This is a genomic window from Promicromonospora sp. NPDC050262 (assembly GCF_040655935.1).
Classification (GTDB): Bacteria; Actinomycetota; Actinomycetes; order Actinomycetales; family Cellulomonadaceae; genus Promicromonospora.
Genome location: NZ_JBFAKX010000014.1, coordinates 45,466 through 62,661 on the forward strand (window position 1 = coordinate 45,466; position 17,196 = coordinate 62,661).

17 protein-coding genes are annotated in these 17,196 nt (G+C 72.7%); 5 read left to right on the forward strand and 12 right to left on the reverse strand.

The window, feature by feature from the left end; all coding sequences use genetic code 11:
- Nucleotides 1–64: 64 nt before the first annotated feature.
- Nucleotides 65–1,018, reverse strand: a complete 954-nt coding sequence (locus AB0I29_RS19905; protein WP_357484752.1) for a hypothetical protein — start codon at nt 1,016–1,018, stop codon at nt 65–67.
- 186 nt (nt 1,019–1,204) lie between these two features.
- Between AB0I29_RS19905 and AB0I29_RS19910 the strand changes: the two genes are divergently transcribed.
- Together AB0I29_RS19910 and AB0I29_RS19915 are read left to right on the forward strand one after the other, a co-directional pair.
- The gene (locus AB0I29_RS19910) at nt 1,205–2,368 is read left to right on the forward strand and encodes a histidine kinase (protein WP_357484755.1); all 1,164 of its coding nucleotides are present in this window, start codon (nt 1,205–1,207) and stop codon (nt 2,366–2,368) included.
- Complete coding sequence (locus tag AB0I29_RS19915; RefSeq protein ID WP_357484758.1) at nt 2,365–2,976, forward strand: response regulator transcription factor; 612 nt, start codon at nt 2,365–2,367, stop codon at nt 2,974–2,976. The genes AB0I29_RS19910 and AB0I29_RS19915 overlap by 4 nt, the downstream gene beginning before the upstream one ends.
- A gap of 6 nt (nt 2,977–2,982) precedes the next feature.
- On the opposite strand, the gene AB0I29_RS19920 is transcribed toward AB0I29_RS19915, so the two are convergent.
- Together AB0I29_RS19920 and AB0I29_RS19925 are read right to left on the reverse strand one after the other, a co-directional pair.
- Nucleotides 2,983–3,384, reverse strand: a complete 402-nt coding sequence (locus AB0I29_RS19920) for a YchJ family protein (protein ID WP_285106812.1) — start codon at nt 3,382–3,384, stop codon at nt 2,983–2,985.
- A 17-nt stretch (nt 3,385–3,401) separates the two neighbouring features.
- On the reverse strand, nt 3,402–4,235 hold the full coding sequence (locus tag AB0I29_RS19925) for a helix-turn-helix transcriptional regulator (protein WP_357484762.1): 834 nt from the start codon (nt 4,233–4,235) through the stop codon (nt 3,402–3,404).
- A 101-nt stretch (nt 4,236–4,336) separates the two neighbouring features.
- On the opposite strand from AB0I29_RS19925, the gene AB0I29_RS19930 reads away from it, so the two are divergent.
- On the forward strand, nt 4,337–5,104 hold the full coding sequence (locus tag AB0I29_RS19930; RefSeq protein ID WP_357484765.1) for an SDR family NAD(P)-dependent oxidoreductase: 768 nt from the start codon (nt 4,337–4,339) through the stop codon (nt 5,102–5,104).
- Nucleotides 5,105–5,119: 15 nt separating this feature from the next.
- Here AB0I29_RS19930 and AB0I29_RS19935 read toward each other — a convergent pair whose 3' ends face one another.
- The 8 genes from AB0I29_RS19935 to AB0I29_RS19970 form a co-directional block, all read right to left on the reverse strand.
- Nucleotides 5,120–5,362, reverse strand: coding sequence for a helix-turn-helix transcriptional regulator (locus tag AB0I29_RS19935; protein WP_285107078.1), 243 nt, complete (start codon nt 5,360–5,362; stop codon nt 5,120–5,122).
- Nucleotides 5,359–5,952: a hypothetical protein gene (locus tag AB0I29_RS19940; protein ID WP_357484768.1), complete on the reverse strand. Its 594-nt coding sequence runs from the start codon at nt 5,950–5,952 to the stop codon at nt 5,359–5,361. Before AB0I29_RS19940 ends, AB0I29_RS19935 begins: the two co-directional genes overlap by 4 nt.
- 163 nt (nt 5,953–6,115) lie before the next feature.
- Complete coding sequence (locus tag AB0I29_RS19945) at nt 6,116–8,026, reverse strand: ABC transporter ATP-binding protein (RefSeq protein ID WP_357485035.1); 1,911 nt, start codon at nt 8,024–8,026, stop codon at nt 6,116–6,118.
- 199 nt (nt 8,027–8,225) lie between these two features.
- Nucleotides 8,226–10,016, reverse strand: a complete 1,791-nt coding sequence (locus AB0I29_RS19950; RefSeq protein ID WP_357484771.1) for an ABC transporter ATP-binding protein — start codon at nt 10,014–10,016, stop codon at nt 8,226–8,228.
- A complete protein-coding gene (locus AB0I29_RS19955) occupies nt 10,016–10,885 on the reverse strand; it encodes a TetR/AcrR family transcriptional regulator (RefSeq protein WP_357484774.1) in 870 nt (289 codons plus the stop codon). The genes AB0I29_RS19950 and AB0I29_RS19955 overlap by 1 nt, the downstream gene beginning before the upstream one ends.
- Before the next feature lie 181 nt (nt 10,886–11,066).
- Nucleotides 11,067–12,215: an SPFH domain-containing protein gene (locus AB0I29_RS19960; RefSeq protein ID WP_357484777.1), complete on the reverse strand. Its 1,149-nt coding sequence runs from the start codon at nt 12,213–12,215 to the stop codon at nt 11,067–11,069.
- A 100-nt stretch (nt 12,216–12,315) separates the two neighbouring features.
- Nucleotides 12,316–12,744, reverse strand: coding sequence for an NfeD family protein (locus AB0I29_RS19965; protein ID WP_285106800.1), 429 nt, complete (start codon nt 12,742–12,744; stop codon nt 12,316–12,318).
- Nucleotides 12,745–12,955: 211 nt separating this feature from the next.
- Nucleotides 12,956–13,741, reverse strand: coding sequence for an ABC transporter ATP-binding protein (locus tag AB0I29_RS19970; RefSeq protein WP_285106799.1), 786 nt, complete (start codon nt 13,739–13,741; stop codon nt 12,956–12,958).
- Nucleotides 13,742–13,784: 43 nt separating this feature from the next.
- Here AB0I29_RS19970 and AB0I29_RS19975 point away from each other — a divergent pair, with 43 nt between their 5' ends.
- A complete protein-coding gene (locus AB0I29_RS19975) occupies nt 13,785–14,546 on the forward strand; it encodes a hypothetical protein (RefSeq protein WP_285106797.1) in 762 nt (253 codons plus the stop codon).
- A 21-nt stretch (nt 14,547–14,567) separates the two neighbouring features.
- Here AB0I29_RS19975 and glgA read toward each other — a convergent pair whose 3' ends face one another.
- Nucleotides 14,568–15,791 (reverse strand): glycogen synthase, encoded by a 1,224-nt coding sequence (gene glgA, locus AB0I29_RS19980; protein WP_357485038.1) that lies wholly within the window; start codon nt 15,789–15,791, stop codon nt 14,568–14,570.
- A 149-nt stretch (nt 15,792–15,940) separates the two neighbouring features.
- Here glgA and glgC point away from each other — a divergent pair, with 149 nt between their 5' ends.
- Nucleotides 15,941–17,182, forward strand: a complete 1,242-nt coding sequence (gene glgC / locus AB0I29_RS19985) for a glucose-1-phosphate adenylyltransferase (protein WP_285106795.1) — start codon at nt 15,941–15,943, stop codon at nt 17,180–17,182.
- Nucleotides 17,183–17,196 lie beyond the last annotated feature (14 nt).

Genomic DNA, 17,196 nt, shown 5'->3' on the forward strand with positions numbered 1-17,196 from the left:
CGGCCGGATCCTGCGGGAATCACGCAGGACCCGGCCGGGCGGGCTGACCTGGGACGCCGCCGGATCAGGGGGCGAACGTCACCGCGACCACCGCCGCGGCCAGCAGGAGGTCGTAGACCACGCAGGTCTCGGCGTACCAGCGCCACACGACCGCGCCGGCCCGGTGGTGGAACGCGTCCCAGACCGCGTGGCCCACCAGGCCCGCCGCGACCACGTACGCCCCGGTGTCCTGCCCGGCGAAGGCCGTGGCCAGCAGCGCGACCACCGCGAACACCGCGAGCCCGGCCGCCTGCAGCAGCACCATCGACCGGCCCCGGATGCTGCTCCGGACCAGGCCCACCACGGGGTACACGAGGGCGACCCCCAGGATCAGCCACGGCGGGAGACCGCCCACGCCGCCCGCGATCGTCAGGGCGAGCAGCGCCAGCCCGAGCAGCACGGGCCACCGGCCCCTCAGCCACGCCAGGTCGAACCCGTGGACGTGCTGCGTGTACTCGGCAGGGCGCAGCAGCATCGCCCCCGCCATGGCCGGCACCATCAGCACGTGGCCCCAGAGCATCAGGTCACCCGCTGTCACGACCCCGGCCCAGAACAGCGCGAGCAGCACCGCGAACGGCGCCGCCATCGCGGCGTTCATCTCCCAGATCGCGGCCCAGCCGTGCCGCCGCACCCGCATCCACACCGTCATGGCCGCGACCATGTCCAGGACCATCACCACCGCCCCGACGTCCGGCCGGGCCAACGCCACCTCGACGCCGAGGACGGCGCCCGCCAGGTCCCACGCCGGGGCCAGCGCAAGCATGCCGAGCACCATCACCACGACCATCTCGGCGAGGTGCGCCAGGAACCTGCCGACCGTCCGGGCCCGCGACACGGGTGCGGTGTCGTGGTCCGGGTGCGCCATCCCGTGGGCGGCCGGGTGGCCCACCATCGGCGACGCGGTGTCGCCCGTGCCGTCTCCCCTGACCGGCACCGTCATCGAACCTGCGGCCGTGACCCGGCCTGTCGTCTCCGTCATCGCTCCGTCTCCTCGCTCCGGGCGGCGCTCCTCGCCGCGCTGATCTCCACGCTGTCGCGCGACGAGGAGCGCCAGTAGTGCCGGACCGCACCCGGGCGCGGGCACATGTCACGAGCCCGTATGACAGATGTCATCAGGGCGTCGCGGCGCGCCCCGGACCGGCGTCGGCGCTGGCAGGATGGCGTCATGAGCACCGGCCGGGCCGTCGCGGACGACGGCGGCAGCGGACTCGCGAGCTTCCGCCGCAACGTCTGGTGGGGGCTGGCGGGCACCGTGGCGTGCGTGCTGGGCTTCGCCGTCGGCGACTGGGTGCTGGACCCCGACGTCCCCGCCGGGCTGCGTGCGCTGACCGGCCTGTCCACGGCGACCACGATCGTGGCGTGCGGCGTCCTGCTGGGGCGGCGGATGCGGGACCGGGCGCCGTCGGCCGGGTGGCTCGTGACCGCCGCCGGCGCGGCCCTGGTCGCCGCGGCGGTGCCGCTCGCCGTCGGCAACTTCGGGATCTGGTCCATCGCGCCCGCCGCCACGATCGCGGTGCTGGTGATGTTCCTGCCCGCCCGCCGGGCGTGGCAGGCGCTGGGCCTCGCGCTGCTCGTCCTGCCCGCGATCGGCCTGTTCACGGCGCTGGCCACGGGCGAGCCCAACGTGGCGCACGCGGTGTGGATGCCCGCCCTCATGGTCGTGGCGTTCGGCCCGGCCATGCTCGGCATGCTCCGCGGCTGGCAGGTGGCCGCCCGGCTGGACGACGCCCGGCGGCTGGCCGGACAGCTCGCCGTGGCGGACGAGCGGCTCCGCTTCGCCGCCGACCTGCACGACATCCAGGGGCACCACCTCCAGGTGATCGCCCTGAAGAGCGAGCTCGCCGCCCGCTTGGCGGAGGCCGACCCGGCGCGCGCCGCGGAGCAGATGCGCGAGGTGCAGCAGCTCGCCGGGGACGCCCTGCGCGAGACCCGCGCCCTGGTGCAGGGCTACCGGCGCACCACGCTCGACGCGGAGATCGCCAACGCGTCCAGGGTGCTGACGGCCGCGGGCGTGGAGGTGCACGCCGACGTCGACGCCGGCCTCGCCGCCGCCCTCCCCCAGGCGCCGCGCAGCCTGCTGGGCCTGGTGGTCCGCGAGGCCACGACCAACGTGCTGCGGCACAGCAGCGCCACGCGCGCGGCGATCGTCCTGGTCCCCGACGACGCCGGCGCGCGTCTCGTGATCGACAACGACGGCGCGCGTCCTGTCGTGGCCGGCGACGGGACCGGGCTGGCCTCGCTGGCGGAGCGGCTCGACGCCGTCGGCGGCCGCCTGTCGTGGGTCAGCGACGACGACCGGTTCGTGGTGACCGCGACGGTGACCGGATGATCCGCCTGCTGCTGGCCGACGACGAGGAGCTGCTGCGCGGCGCGCTGTGCGCCCTCCTCGACCTCGAGGAGGACCTGCACGTCGTGGCCGAGGCGGCCACCACCACCCAGGCGGTCCGGCTGGCGGGACAGCACCGGCCCGACGTCGCGGTGCTCGACCTGGAGATGCCGCCCACCGACGGGCTGCACGCCGCCGGCCAGATCCTGGCCGACGCCGGCGGCACGCCGCCCCGCATCATCATCGTCACGCGGCACGCCCGCCCCGCCGTCCTGCGCCGGGCGCTGGCCGCCGGGGTGAGCGGGTTCGTGCCCAAGTCGACGCCCGCGGCGCGGCTCGCCCAGATCGTGCGCGACGTCGCCGTCGGTCACCGGTACGTGGACCCCGAGATCGCGGCGTCCGCGCTCACCGAGAACGAGTGCCCGCTGACCGACCGCGAGCTGGAGGTGCTGCGGGCGGCCCGGACCGGCTCCCCCGTGGCCGACATCGCGGCCACCGTGCACCTCGCGCCGGGCACGGTGCGCAACTACCTGTCCTCGGCGATGGCCAAGCTCGGCGTCGCGACCCGCCACGCGGCGGCCCACCGCGCCTGGGAGGAGGGCTGGATCTGACCGGCCCTAGCGGTCGAGGGCTTCCCGGGCGCCGTCGACGTAGAACCATCGGCCGCCCTCGCGGACGAACCGGCTGGTCTCGTGCAGGCTGCCGCGCACGCCCGTGACCGGGTTGCGGTAGAAGGCGGTGAACTCGACGACGCCGCTCGTGTCGAACGGGCCGCCGCGCTCCGTGCGGTGGATGTCGAGGCGGCGCCACTGCTCGTCGCCGATCCCCGCGTCGTCCGGCCGGGTGTCCGGCGCCCACGTGGCCAGCAGGTAGGCGTCGTCCCCCACCGCGAACGCCGAGTAGCGCGAGCGCATCAGGGCCTCGGCGGTCGGGGCGTTCGCGGCGCCGGAGTGGTAGCGCCCGCAGCAGGCGCCGTAGGTGTCGCCGGAGAGGCAGGGGCAGCGTTCGTCGTCGTGCACGGGGACGATCCTCGCACCTAGGCGAACGTCTCGTGCCCCAGGACCGCGAGCAGCCGGACCTTCTCCTCGGCCGCGCTGCCCGGCGCGGGGGTCAGCACCAGGAGGGCCTGGGACTGGTCCTCGGTGAACAGCGCCTGGCAGTCCACGTCGATGCGGCCCAGCTCCGGGTGCACCAGCGTCTTGTGGTCCTCGAACCGGCGGGAGACCTCGTGCAGCTCCCAGAGCCGGACGAACTCGGGACTCTGCCGGAGCAGGACGCGCAGCACCTCGTCGGCGGGCGAGCCGGGCCCCGCCGCCGCGTGGGCCGCCCGGAGGGAGGAGACCTGGCTCCGGGCCTGGCGGTCGTGGTCCTCGGGCGGGTAGACGTCCCGGGACGCCGGGTCGGTGAACCACCGGTAGACGGAACTACGGGCCAGGCCGGTGGTGGGCGCCGGGCCGAACACCGCCTCGGCGAGGCGGTTCTGCACGAGCGTCTCGCCCAGGCCCGAGACGATCAGCGCCGGGGTGTCCTCGAGCCGGTCCAGCACCCGCAGCAGGGCGGGCGCGACGTGGGAGTCGGCCGGCGTGCGCCGCGGCACGCCGTGCCCCGCGAGCCGGAACAGGTAGTCGCGCTCGTCGGCGGTCAGGCGGAGAGCCCGCGCCAGGGCGGCGAGCATCTGCTCGGACGGCTGCGGCCCGCGCTGCTGCTCCAGCCGCGCGTAGTAGTCCACCGACATCCCGGTCAGGGCGGCGACCTCCTCGCGGCGCAGGCCGGGGGCCCGGCGACGTGGTCCGGGCACCAGTCCGACGTCGGACGGGCGCAGCGCCTCCCGGCGTCGGCGGAGGAAGTCGGCGAGGGCTGCGCGGTTCATGCCCTCATCCTGCGCCGCGCTCCCGGAGCGAACCAGGGACCGCCGGTCCCTGGTTCACCGGGTCTCTCCCGCCGCCGACGCCGGGGCCGCACGGTGGAGCCATGAACACCTACGGAAACACCATCTTCCTTCCCGGCGGCACCCGCGGCATCGGCCTCGCCCTCGCGATCCGCCTCCAGGCCCGGGGCAACACCGTGATCATCGGCGGCCGTGACGCGACGGCGCTCGACGCCCTCGCCGCGGAGCACGGGTTCGGCACCGTGCGCGTCGACACGAGCGACCCCGTCTCGATCGCGTCCGCGTCCGCCGAGGTGATCGAGCGGTTCCCCGCGGTGAACGTGCTGGTCCCGATGGCCGGGATCATGCGCGCCGAGGACTGGCGCACCCCGGGCTTCCTCGCGGACGCCGAGGCCGTCGTCACCACCAACCTGCTCGGCCCGATCCGGCTGATCGCCGCGTTCACCGAGCACCTGCAGAGCCGGGCCGACGCGACGATCCTCACCGTGTCGTCGGGCCTGGCCTTCACGCCGCTCGGTGTCACGCCGTCGTACAACGCCTCCAAGGCCGCCGTCCACATGCTCTCGGAGAGCATCCGCCTGCAGTTCGCCGGCACCAGCGTGTCCGTGGTGGAGCTGGTGCCGCCGTCGGTCCAGACCGAGCTGATGCCCGGGCAGGACACCAACCCGCAGGCCATGCCGCTGGACGAGTTCGTCGACGAGGCGCTCGCGCTGCTGGAGAGCCGGCCCGACGCCCACGAGATCCAGGTGGAACGGGTCAAGTTCCTCCGCTACGGCGAGGTCCGCGGCGACTACGCCGAGGTCGTGGCGGCCCTCAACACGACGGACCCGCACGCGGCCGCAGCCAGCTGACCCGCCCGATCGGGCTCAGGAGGCGGCCTCCTCAGGGAGGACCACGAGGAGGTCGCCCGGGGTGCAGCCGAGGGCGTCGCAGATCGCCGTCAGGGTGGAGAAGCGGATCGCACGGGCGCGGTCGTTCTTGAGCACCGACAGGTTCACCACCGTGACGCCCACCAGCTCGGCGAGCCGGGCCAGCGTCATGCCGCGCTCGGCCAGGAGCTCGTCGAGCCGACAGTGCACCCGGGCGTCGTCCTCGTCCGCCGGCATCAGACCAGGCCCTCCGTGTCGCGCTTGAGGCGCGACCCCCGCTGGAACGCGTACCCGACGGCGCCGAGCAGGAAGCCGGCCAGGAGCAGTCTCATGTCGAGGCCCAGCACCACGGCCTGGCCGGTCCCGGCGCCGGCGCTCGCCAGCGCGCTGCTCGCCGCCGTCCCCTGCAGCGACGGGATCAACAGGGAGGCCGCGACCAGGACCGCCGCCGCGACGTTGACCGCCACCAGGTTCCCCCGGCCGAAGAACTCGCCCCGGTAGAACGACCAGCCCAGCAGGGCGAAGCAGGCCGCGACCACCAGCGTCGTGACCGGCGGCAGCACCGCGGCGGCCAGCACCAGCGCGAACGGTGCGCCCTCCAGGCCGGAGACGCGGACCACCGCCTCGGTGGCCTCGGCCGCCACCGTGCGGTTCAGGACCAGCTCGTGCGCCACCCCGTCGAGGTCGACCCGCACCGGGACGTCGCGATTGGGCAGGATGCGCGCCAGCTCGCGGACGATCGCCACGATCCCCGCGACGACGGCCAGGCCGCCCGCGAGCGCCAGCACCACGAAGTCCGGTCTCGGATCACTGAGCCATCTCTGTGTCATCGTCGCCACCTTTCGATCGTCATATCGTTTTTCGATACTATCGAAACACGATATGCCCGTGCTGGTCAACGGAAAACGACCATGCGGTTGCTGCCAGAATCGGTCCGGTTCTGGCAGCAACCGCATGGTCGTCTCCACGGCGCCCGCAGACGCCGCGCGCCCGTCACGTCGCGGCCGGCTCCTCCACGACGGGGGCCGCGAACTGGCTCGCGTAGAGGCGCGCGTAGGCGCCGTTCGCGGCGAGCAGGTCGTCGTGCGAGCCCTGCTCCACGATGTCGCCGTGCTCCATCACGAGGATCACGTCGGCGTCGCGGATCGTGGACAGGCGGTGCGCGATGACGAACGACGTCCGGTCCTTGCGCAGCCGGTTCATGGCCTCCTGCACCAGCACCTCGGTGCGGGTGTCCACGGACGACGTCGCCTCGTCGAGCACGAGGATCGCCGGGTCCGCCAGGAACGCCCGTGCGAGCGTGAGGAGCTGCTTCTCGCCCGCCGAGACCGACGAGCCCTCCTCGTCCACGACGGTGTCGTAGCCGTCGGGCAGGGTCCGCACGAACGGGTCCACGTGGGTGGCGCGGGTGGCGGCGAGGAACCCGTCCTCGTCCACCGTGACGCCGTCGGGCACGCCGTACCGGAGGTTCTCCTCGATGGTGCCCTTGAACAGCCAGGTGTCCTGGAGCACCATCCCGACCGAGGAGCGCAGGTCGTCGCGCGACATGTCGCGCGTGTCCACGCCGTCCAGGGTGATGCGCCCGCCGTCCACCTCGTAGAACCGCATGAGGAGGTTGACCAGCGTCGTCTTGCCGGCGCCCGTGGGCCCGACGATGGCGATGGTCTGCCCCGGCTCGGCCACGAGGTTCAGCCCGGTGATCAGGGGCTGCTCGGGCGTGTACGAGAACGTGACGTCCTCGAACGCGACCCGCCCGCGGACGGGCTCCACCTTCTTCGACTCGGCCGGGTCGGCCGACTGCTCCGGCGCGTCCAGCAGGTCGAACACCCGCTCGGCGGAGGCCACGCCGGACTGCAGCAGGTTCATCATCGACGCCACCTGCGTGAGCGGCTGGGTGAACTGGCGCGAGTACTGGATGAACGCCTGCACGTCACCCAGCGACAGCGTGCCCGAGGCGACGCGCAGGCCGCCGATCACCGCCACGATCACGTAGTTCAGGTTCGCGAGGAAGCCCATCGCCGGCTGGATCGTGCCCGAGATGAACTGCGCCTTGAAGCTGGACGAGTACAGCGAGCCGTTCTCCTTCGCGAACGCCTCGGCCGTGGACTCCTGGTGCCCGTAGACCTTCACGAGCGCGTGCCCGGTGAACGACTCCTCGATGTGCGCGTTCAGGCGCCCCGTGGCCGCCCACTGCTCCACGAACTGCGGCTGGCTGCGCTTGGCGATCTGCGCCGTGAGGATCACGGACAGCGGCACCGTCACCAGCGCCACGAGCGCCAGGACCGGCGAGATCCAGAACATCATGCCCAGCACGCCGATCACCGTCAGGACGGCGGTGACGAGCTGCGCGAGCGTCTGCGTGGTCGTCTGGGCCACGTTGTCGATGTCGTTGGTGACGCGCGAGAGGATCTCGCCGCGCTGCTTGGCGTCCACGTAGGACAGCGGGATGCGGTGCAGCTTCGCCTCCACCTGGTCGCGCAGGTCCCGCATGGTCCGCTGCACGACGCCGGCGGTGATGCGCGCCTGGAGCCAGCCGAACAGGAACGCGCCGACGTACGCCGCCACGACCCAGCCGAGGGTCTGCATCAGCAGCGTGAAGTCGATGCCCTGGCCGGGCACCACGCCCACGACGCCGGACAGCAGGTCGGCCATCTGGTCCTGCCCCGACGCACGCAGGCCGGCCTCGGCCTGCTCGGTGCTCACGCCCGCGGGCAGCTGGGCGCCCACGACGCCCGCGAAGATCACGTTCGTCGCGTTGCCGAGCAGCTTGGGCCCGAGCACGGTCAGGGCCACCGAGCCGATGCCCAGCACCATGAGCACCACGACGTTCAGGCGCTCGGGGCGCAGCATGCCGGCGAACCGGCGCAGCGAGCCCTTGAAGTCCATCGGCTTCTGCACGGGCATGCCCATCCCCATGCCCATCGGCCCGCCCCCGCCGGGGCCACGCCCGGGGCCGCCGGGGCCGCGCGGGGGCACGGCGGGCGCCGCCGTCGTGCTCTTCTCCTGTGGCTGCGTCTCCTCGTTGCTCACGCGGCCTCCTCCTCTACCTTGCGGGACACCCGCACCCGGTCGGCACGCATGATCAGGGCTCCGCCATCGTCGATCATGCGGCCTCCTCCAAGCTCATCTGGGACGTCACGATCTCCTGGTACGTCGGGTTGTCCGCCAGCAGCTGCGCGTGCGTGCCGCGGCCGACGATGCGGCCGTGGTCGAGCACCAGGATCTGCTCGGCGTCGCGGATGGTCGCCACGCGCTGTGCGACGACGATCACCGTCGCGTCGGCGGTCTGCGGCCGCAGGGCCGCACGCAGCCGGGCGTCGGTCGCGTAGTCGAGGGCGGAGAAGCTGTCGTCGAACAGGTAGATGCGGGGCTTGCGGATCACCGCTCGTGCGATGGCGAGCCGCTGCCGCTGCCCGCCGGAGAACGTCGAGCCGCCCTGGGCCACCACGGACTCCAGCCCGTCCGGCAGCGCCTCGACGAAGTCGCGCGCCTGCGCCACCTCGAGCGCCGCCCACATCTCGTCCTCGGTGGCGTCGGACTTGCCGTACCGGAGGTTGTCCGCGACGGTCCCGGTGAACAGGAACGCCTTCTGCGGCACCAGGCCCATGAGCGACCCGAGGTCGCGCTGCAGGAGGTCCCGCACGTCGACGCCGTCGACCCGGACCGTGCCGCCGGTGGCGTCGAACAGGCGCGGCACGAGGTTGAGCAGCGTCGACTTGCCGGAACCGGTCGAGCCGATGATCGCGGTGATCTGGCCCGGCTCGGCCGTGAACGTCAGGTCGTGCAGCACGGGCTCCTCGGCGCCCGGGTACCCGAACCCGACGTTCTCGAAGGTGACGCGGCCGCGCGGACCCGCACTGGCGGGCGATCCGTTGCTCTCCGGTGAACCGTCCTCCGCGACGCGGAGGCCGGGCAGGGCGACCGGGTGCTCCGGGTCGACGACGGACGGCTCGGTGTCCAGGACCTCCCCGATGCGCTCCGCCGCGACCGCGGCGCGCGGGATCATCATGAAGATCATCGTGGACATCATCACGGCCATGAGGATGTACATGATGTAGCTCAGGAACGCCGTCAGGGAGCCGATCTCCATCTCCCCCGCCTCGATCTCGTGCGCGCCGAACCACAGCACGGCCACGGAGGCCAGGTTCATGATCAGCATGACCACGGGGAACGTGAGCGCCATGAGGCGGCCGGCGCGCAGCGAGGTGTCGAACAGCTCCTCGTTCACCACGCCGAAGCGCTGGGTCTCGCGCCGTTCGCGCACGAAGGCGCGCACCACACGCAGGCCCGTGATCTGCTCGCGCAGCACGGAGTTGATGGCGTCGATCCGCTTCTGCATGCGCCGGAAGTGCGGCACCATGCGCCACACGATGACGCCCGCCGAGGCGGCCAGCACCGGCACGATGACGAGGAGCAGCGCCGACATCGAGACGTCCTCCGACAGCGCCAGGATCACGCCGCCGACCAGCATGATCGGCGCCATCACCATGATGGTGAACGTCATCAGCACGGTCATCTGGACCTGCTGCACGTCGTTGGTGCCGCGCGTGATCAGGGTCGGCGCCCCGAACTGCGCCATCTCCCGCGCGGAGTAGGTCTGGACCGAGTGGAACACGTCGCGTCGCAGGTCCCGGCCGAAGGCCGTGGCGACCTGCGCGCCGAAGTAGACGGCGATGACCGACGCGACGACCTGGCCCAGCGACACGACCAGCATCCAGCCGCCGGTGCTCCAGATGTACCCGATGTCACCGGGCACCACGCCGTTGTCAATGATGTCGGCGTTGAGGCTGGGCAGATACAGGGCCGCGAGCGTCTGCACCAGCTGCAGGACGAGCACCGCGACCACCGCCCAGCGGTACGGGCCCAGATATTTCCGGGCGAGCGTGACGAGCATCAAGAGTTCCCTTCAGGGCTGGGGGTTGGAGAACCTGGTGCACCGGCTCCCGCAGTGGAGGCTGCACCTTCCACGGTTTCGGGGCCAGGCATTTTCGGCGGGCCGGCGAGGCCGTTCACGAGGGCGTCGGCCAGCACGTCGGCCGGCACCGCGGGCTGCAGGTGGTCGATCCGCAGGTGTGCGCCCGCGATCGCGGACTCGACCAGCGAGATCGCCACCTCGACGGGGACCCGCAGGCGGTGCGCGTCCGGCGCCAGGACGGCGGTGATCCCCTCGACCGTAGCCGCGCGCTGGGCCGCCCGCTGCTCCAGCAGCGTCTTGCGGTAGGTGAGCATGCGCTCGTGCTGGTCGGCGACGGACCTGGCGCCGGGAGGCGGCCCCGGCGTCACGACCCGCTGGCCGGGCGGGCCCGGTGGGCCCGGCGGCGCCACCGGCAGGGACCCGCCCGCGGCGCCGGACGCGCTCGGCGGCGCGCCGAACGGCATACCCGGACCGCCGGGCGACGACGCCATGCTGCGCAGGACGGACATCCACCGCATGACCTCGGACACGCGGTGCCGCCCCAGCTCGATCACGAGCTCCAGGCGCCGTTCGAGCGGCAGCCCGGGGTCGATGCCGGTGAGCTCGGCGAGCGTCTGCTCCGGCTGGCCGGCCCGCGCCAGTCCCTCGACGGCGACCGCGCCCACGAGCTCGGTCTTGTCGCCGAACGCCCGGAACAGCGTGCCCTCCGCGACCCCGGCGGCCTGGGCCAGCTCGCGCGAGGTCACGTCGTGCCCCCGCTCGGCGACCAGCGGCAGCACCGCGTTGACGATGGCGGCCTTGCGGTCCTCGGGAGACATGCGGGGTGCCCGCGTCCGTCCGTTGTCCATGACGCCGACAGTAATTGAGTGAGCGCTCACTCCGCAACTCGTCTACGCCCACGGCAGACCCGGGGCCGGACATGCCGGAAGCCCTCCGGTGCGAGCACCGGAGGGCTTCCGTGACCTGCTGGCGGCGGGTTCGGCTCAGCGGAGCCGCTCGCCGGGTGCGGCGGTCAGCCGGCCACTGTGGTCAGCCGGCCGGCGGCGCCGGGGGCGCCGGCGGGGGCGGCGTCGAGTCGCCGGGGCGCTGGCCGCGCTCCGACTCGGTGTCGAACGGCTCGCCCGACCGGGTGCCGGCGCTCGTCGCGTCGGCCGTGGCGGCCTCGGCCTGCCGCTGCGCCTCGGCGAGGGCCTCGGCGGGGTCCGGCAGCAGGGGCTCGTCCAGCACGGAGTCGATGGGCAGGCGCGGACCCGAGGGGCCCTCGCCCGGCGGGGGCGGCGGGACCGCGGGGCCGGCGCCGCCGCCGAAGCCCGAGGCGATGTTGCCCAGCGCGGCGGTGAACTCCGTGGGGATGACCCAGGTGGTGTTGGACGTGCCGTTCGCGATCTGCGGCAGCGTCTGCAGGTACTGGTAAGCCAGCAGCTTCGGGTCCGCGTCACCGCGGTGGATGGCCTCGAAGACCTGGAGGATCGCTCGCGACTCACCCTCGGCGCGCAGGATCTGCGCCTGGGCGTCACCCTCGGCCTTCAGGATCTCGGACTGCTTCTGGCCCTCGGCCGTGAGGATGGCCGACTGCTTGACACCCTCCGCGGTGAGGATCGCGGCGCGGCGGTCACGCTCGGCACGCATCTGCTGCTCCATGGAGCCCTGCACCGAGGGCGGCGGGTCGATCGACTTGAGCTCGACCCGGTTGACGCGGATGCCCCATCGACCGGTCGCCTCGTCGAGCACACCGCGCAGCTGGCCGTTGATCTGGTCACGGCTGGTCAGCGTCTGCTCGAGGTCCATCGAGCCGATCACGTTACGCAGCGTGGTCACGGTGAGCTGCTCGATGGCGGTGATGTAGTTCGCGATCTCGTAGACCGCGGACTTGGCGTCCGTCACCTGGAAGTAGATGACGGTGTCGATCTCGACCACCAGGTTGTCGCTGGTGATCACGGGCTGGGGCGGGAACGAGACGACCTGCTCACGCAGGTCCACGCCGGCGCGAACCCGGTCCACGAACGGCACCAGCACGTGCAGGCCCGGGTCGAGCGTCTTCGAGTACCGACCCAGGCGCTCGACCACGAGCGCCACCGACTGAGGAACGATCCGCACGGCGCGGATCACCGCGACGATACCGACGATCACCACCAGGGCGATGATCAGATAGAGCAGGACTTGCCCGAATGACTCCACGACGTCTCCTTACGCGGGCGCCTTGGCCCGCAGGCGAATTACACGCTTCTGACTTGGACTGTCTGGGGACAACACAAAAGGGCGCCCAGGCGCCAGGCGGTTACGCCGGCTCGACGACGGCGGTGGCGCCGTCGATCTGGACCACACGAACGCTAGTGCCGGCGGGCAGCAGCGGCGACCCGGGCACGGACCGCGCGCTCCACACCTCACCGCTCAGCTTGATCAGCCCGGACGCGGTGCTGACCTCCTGGACCACCGACGCCGTACGGCCGACGTTCGCCTCGGCGTTGGTGGGCGACTTGGGCGTGTTGTTGCGCAGGTGCCGGATCAGCGTGGGGCGCAGCGTCACGAGCAGCACCACCGACGCCACCACGAACACGATGGCCTGGACCCACAGCGGCGCGCCCGCGCCGTTCGCGACGGCCGCGGCCAGCGCCCCGCCGGCGAACATGATGAAGACGAAGTCCAACGACAAGAGCTCGATCAGCGCGAAGACCAGCGCCGCCCCTACCCACCACAACCACGCCATGGGTTGCTCCCTCCGAGCGTCCACACCGGTTGGCGACCGGGCGCCGCCGGAACCTCTCCGACGGCGGGCCCTCGCGGTGAAATTACCGCTACCTCGGACCTTTGCCCGGACTTTACCAAGGACCACTGACACAGCGGTAGTGAAATCGCCGTTTCAAACTCTTTTCCTGAGGGCCCTGAACACTGCAGGTTCGAGACGCCGGGAGATGCGGTCAGCGGGCGGCGCGCGCCAGCCAGCGACCGCCGCCGTGGGCCACGACCAGCGGCAGCCCGAAGGCCGCCGAGAGGTTGTCCGCGGTGAGGACCTCCTCGATGGGGCCGGCGGCCTGGATCCCGGCCTTCTTCATGAGCAGCAGGTGCGTGAAGCCCGGCGGGATCTCCTCGACGTGGTGCGTCACGTGCACCAGCACCGGGGAGGCCGGGTCGCTCGCCAGCCCGGCCAGCGTGGCCACCAGCTCCTCGCGGCCGCCCAGGTCGAGACCCGCGCCGGGCTCGTCGAGCAGCAGCAGCTCGGGGTCGGTCATCAGGGCCCGGGCGATCTGCACGCGCTTGCGCTCGCCCTCCGAGAGGGTGCCGTAGGTGCGCTCGGCCAGGTGGTCGACGTCGAACGCCGAGAGCAGGTCCTTCGCCCGCTGCTCGTCGAGCTCGTCGTAGCTCTCGCGCCAGCGCCCCGTCACGCCGTAGGCGGCGGTGAGCACCACGTCGCGGACGGTCTCCGCCGTCGGCAGCCGCTCGGCGAGCGCCGCGCTGGAGATGCCGATGCGCGGGCGCAGCTCGAACACGTCGACCCGGCCGAGGGTCGCGTCCAGGATCCTCGCCGTGCCCGACGTCGGGTGCAGGCGCGCGGCGACGATCTGGAGCAGGGTCGTCTTGCCGGCGCCGTTGGGCCCGAGAACGATCCAGCGCTCCCCCTCGTTCACCTGCCAGTCCACGGAATCGAGGATGGTCGAGGTGCCGCGACGGACGGTGACGCCCGCAAGATGGAGAACCGAGCTCATGGGCACCGACCCTACCTGGTCGACCGTCATTTACAGTGCTGCGGTGGACACCGATCAGGACCTCCCCCGGAGCGTGCTGCTCGCCCTGTGGCTGCAGGGCATAGGCGACACCTCGGACGCCGTGAAGTCCGTGGTGGGCGACGACGAGCCGCACACCGTGGAGGGGCTAGCAGGCTTTGCCGACGGAACAGACCTCGACACCCTCTTCACCGCGTGGACGGAGGGGCCGCGCGAGGTCTGCGCGCTCCTGCCCGCGCCGGGTGACGCCGCGGGCGTCCCGGCCGCCGCGAACCACGAGGCCACCGAGGCCGGCGAGTGCGTGGTGGTCACGACACCCGCCGGGAGCTGGGCCGCCGTGCCGCGGGTGCAGGCGTTCGGCAGCCACATCGAGCCCGGGCACATGGTGACGTGGCACGTGGTGCCGGTCCCCACGTGGACCACGCTGGTGCACGGCACCATCGGCTCGGTCGCCGACGCCGAGCGCGAGCTGCGCACGAGCCTGATGACGGCCACGGACGCCCTGGACCAGCTCGACGTCGCCCGCTGGCGCGACGACGCGGCCGACGCGATCGAACGGATCCGCTCGGCGAGCACGTCGTCGTGGCCGGTGCCGCACCTGGACGGGCGGCGCGCCCGCGTGCTGGACCTCGCGAGCCGGCTGCGCGCGATCGTCGCGCTGGGCACGGTGGACGACGGCGGCGCGGTGAACGTCTTCCAGGTCGACCAGCGGTCCACGGCGCTGCGCGAGGTGGACCGCACGGCCCGCCACGCGATGAGCGCGGCGACCTACGGCCAGATCGCCTGACCGCCGGGCGTCGCCCGACCGCTACGCGCCCGCCAGCACCCGCTCGTAGACGTCCATGGTGCGGTCCGCGATCGCGGACCAGGTGAAGTGCTCCTCCGCCCGACGGCGGCCGGCGGCCCCCATCGCCGCCGCGGTCGCCGGGTCGGTCGCGACGCGGGTCAGCGCGTCCGCGAGGTCGGCCACGAACCGGTCGGGGTCGAGCGGGGTGCCCGTGCCGTCGTCGGACTGCTCGATGGGCACCAGCAGGCCTGTCACCCCGTCGTCGACCACCTCGGGGATGCCGCCCGTGGCCGTGCCGACCACGGGCAGGCCCACGGCCATGGCCTCCAGGTTCACGATGCCGAGCGGCTCGTAGACGCTCGGGCAGACGAAGACGGTGCACGCGCCCAGGACCGCGATCAGGTCGGGCCGCGGGAGCATCTCCTCGATCCAGACCACGCCGGTACGGGTCTCGCGCAGGCGCTCGACCAGGACCAGCACCTCGGCCATGATCTCCGGGGTGTCGGGCGCGCCCGCGCACAGCACGAGCTGCACCTCGGGCGGCAGCTCGGCGGCCGCGCGCAGCAGGTACGGCAGGCCCTTCTGCCGGGTGATCCGGCCCACGAAGACGACCGCGGGCCGGTCGGGGTCGATGCCGTGGCGGCGCACGGTCGCGGCGGCGTCGGCCTGCGCCGTCGCGTCGTCGGCGTCGGGCCGCCGCCAGCCCGACAGGTCGATGCCGTTGTGCACCACGTGCACGCGCTCGGGGTCGAGCTCCGGGTAGACGCGCAGGATGTCGGCGCGCATGCCCGCCGAGACCGCGATGACGCCGGCGGCGCCGAGGTACGCGGTGCGCTCGGCCCACGAGGAGAGCGCGTAGCCGCCGCCGAGCTGCTCGGCCTTCCAGGGCCGCAGGGGCTCCAGGGAGTGCGCCGTGACGACGTGCGGCACGCCGTGCAGGAGGCCGCCGAGATGTCCCGCCATGTTGGCGTACCAGGTGTGGGAGTGGAGCAGGTCGGCGCCCGCGACGTCGTCGGCCATCACGAGGTCCGTGCCCAGGGTGGCCAGGGCCGCGTTGGCGTCCGCGAGCGCGGTCGGCGTCGTGTAGCCGGTGACGCCGGACGCCTCGGTCGCGGCGTCGCGCGGGCCGTCGAAGCAGCGCACGCGGACGTCGGCGTGCTGGGCCAGGACCGCGGCCAGCTCGGCGACGTGCACGCCGGCGCCGCCGTAGACGTGCGGCGGGAACTCGCGGGTGAGCAGGTCCACGCGGAGCGCACGAGCGGGCCGGCCGGTGGTGGCCGGGGCGGGGGCGGGGCGGGGGGCGGCGGGAACGTCGGGCACAGTGCCAACCTAGCGTGCGCGAAGTCTCAGCGTGCCACCTGACGTTACGGCCGGAAAGGCCCTAATCTCACCGTATGGCCTCCGCCCCCCGCGTCCTTGCGATCGTCCTCGCCGGCGGCGAGGGAAAGCGGCTGATGCCGCTGACCGCCGCCCGCGCCAAGCCCGCCGTGCCCTTCGGCGGTATCTACCGCCTGGTCGACTTCGCCCTGTCCAACATCGTCAACTCGCGGTACCTGCACGTCGTGGTGCTGACGCAGTATAAGTCGCACTCGCTGGACCGCCACATCTCCAAGACGTGGCGCATGTCGCCGCTGCTGGGCAACTTCGTGGCGCCGGTCCCCGCGCAGCAGCGCGTGGGCAAGCACTGGTACCTCGGCAGCGCCGACGCGATCTACCAGTGCCTGAACATCATCGACGACGAGCGTCCGGACATCGTGGTCGTGGTGGGCGCCGACCACGTCTACCGCATGGACTTCTCGCAGATGGTGGACGCGCACATCGAGTCGGGGGCGCGTGCGACGGTCGCCGCGATCCGGCAGCCGATCGACATGGCCGACCAGTTCGGCGTCATCGACGTGGACCCGGGCGACCCCACGAAGATCCGCGAGTTCCTGGAGAAGCCGACCGACCCCACGGGCCTGCCGGACTCGCCCCGCGAGGTCCTGGCCTCCATGGGCAACTACGTGTTCGACGCCGACGCGCTGGTCGAGGCCGTGACGCGGGACGCCGCCGACCCGGACTCGCGGCACGACATGGGCGGCGACATCATCCCGGCGTTCGTGGCCCAGGGTGAGGCGGGCGTCTACGACTTCATCCGCAACGACGTGCCCGGCTCCACCGACCGGGACCGCGACTACTGGCGCGACGTAGGCACCATCGACTCGTTCTACGACGCCCACACGGACCTGATCGCCGTGCACCCGGTCTTCAACCTCTACAACATGGAGTGGCCGCTGTACACGGGCTACACGGGGCTGCCGCCGGCCAAGTTCGTGCACGCGGGCCCGGGCCGGATGGGGCACGCGGCGGAGTCGATCGTGTCGCCGGGCGTGCTCATCTCGGGGGCGCAGGCGGCCGGGTCGGTCCTGTCCCCCGGCGTGCACCTCCACTCGTGGTCGAACGTGTCCAACTCGGTGCTGATGGACGACGTCCAGGTGCACCGCTACGCGCACGTGCACCGGGCGATCGTCGACAAGAACGTGATCATCAACGAGCGGGCCCGCGTGGGCGTCGACCACGACGAGGACCGGGCGCGCGGCTTCACGGTGACGGAGTCGGGGCTGGTGGTGGTCCCGAAGGGCACGGTCGTGGACTGACCGTGTTCACCATG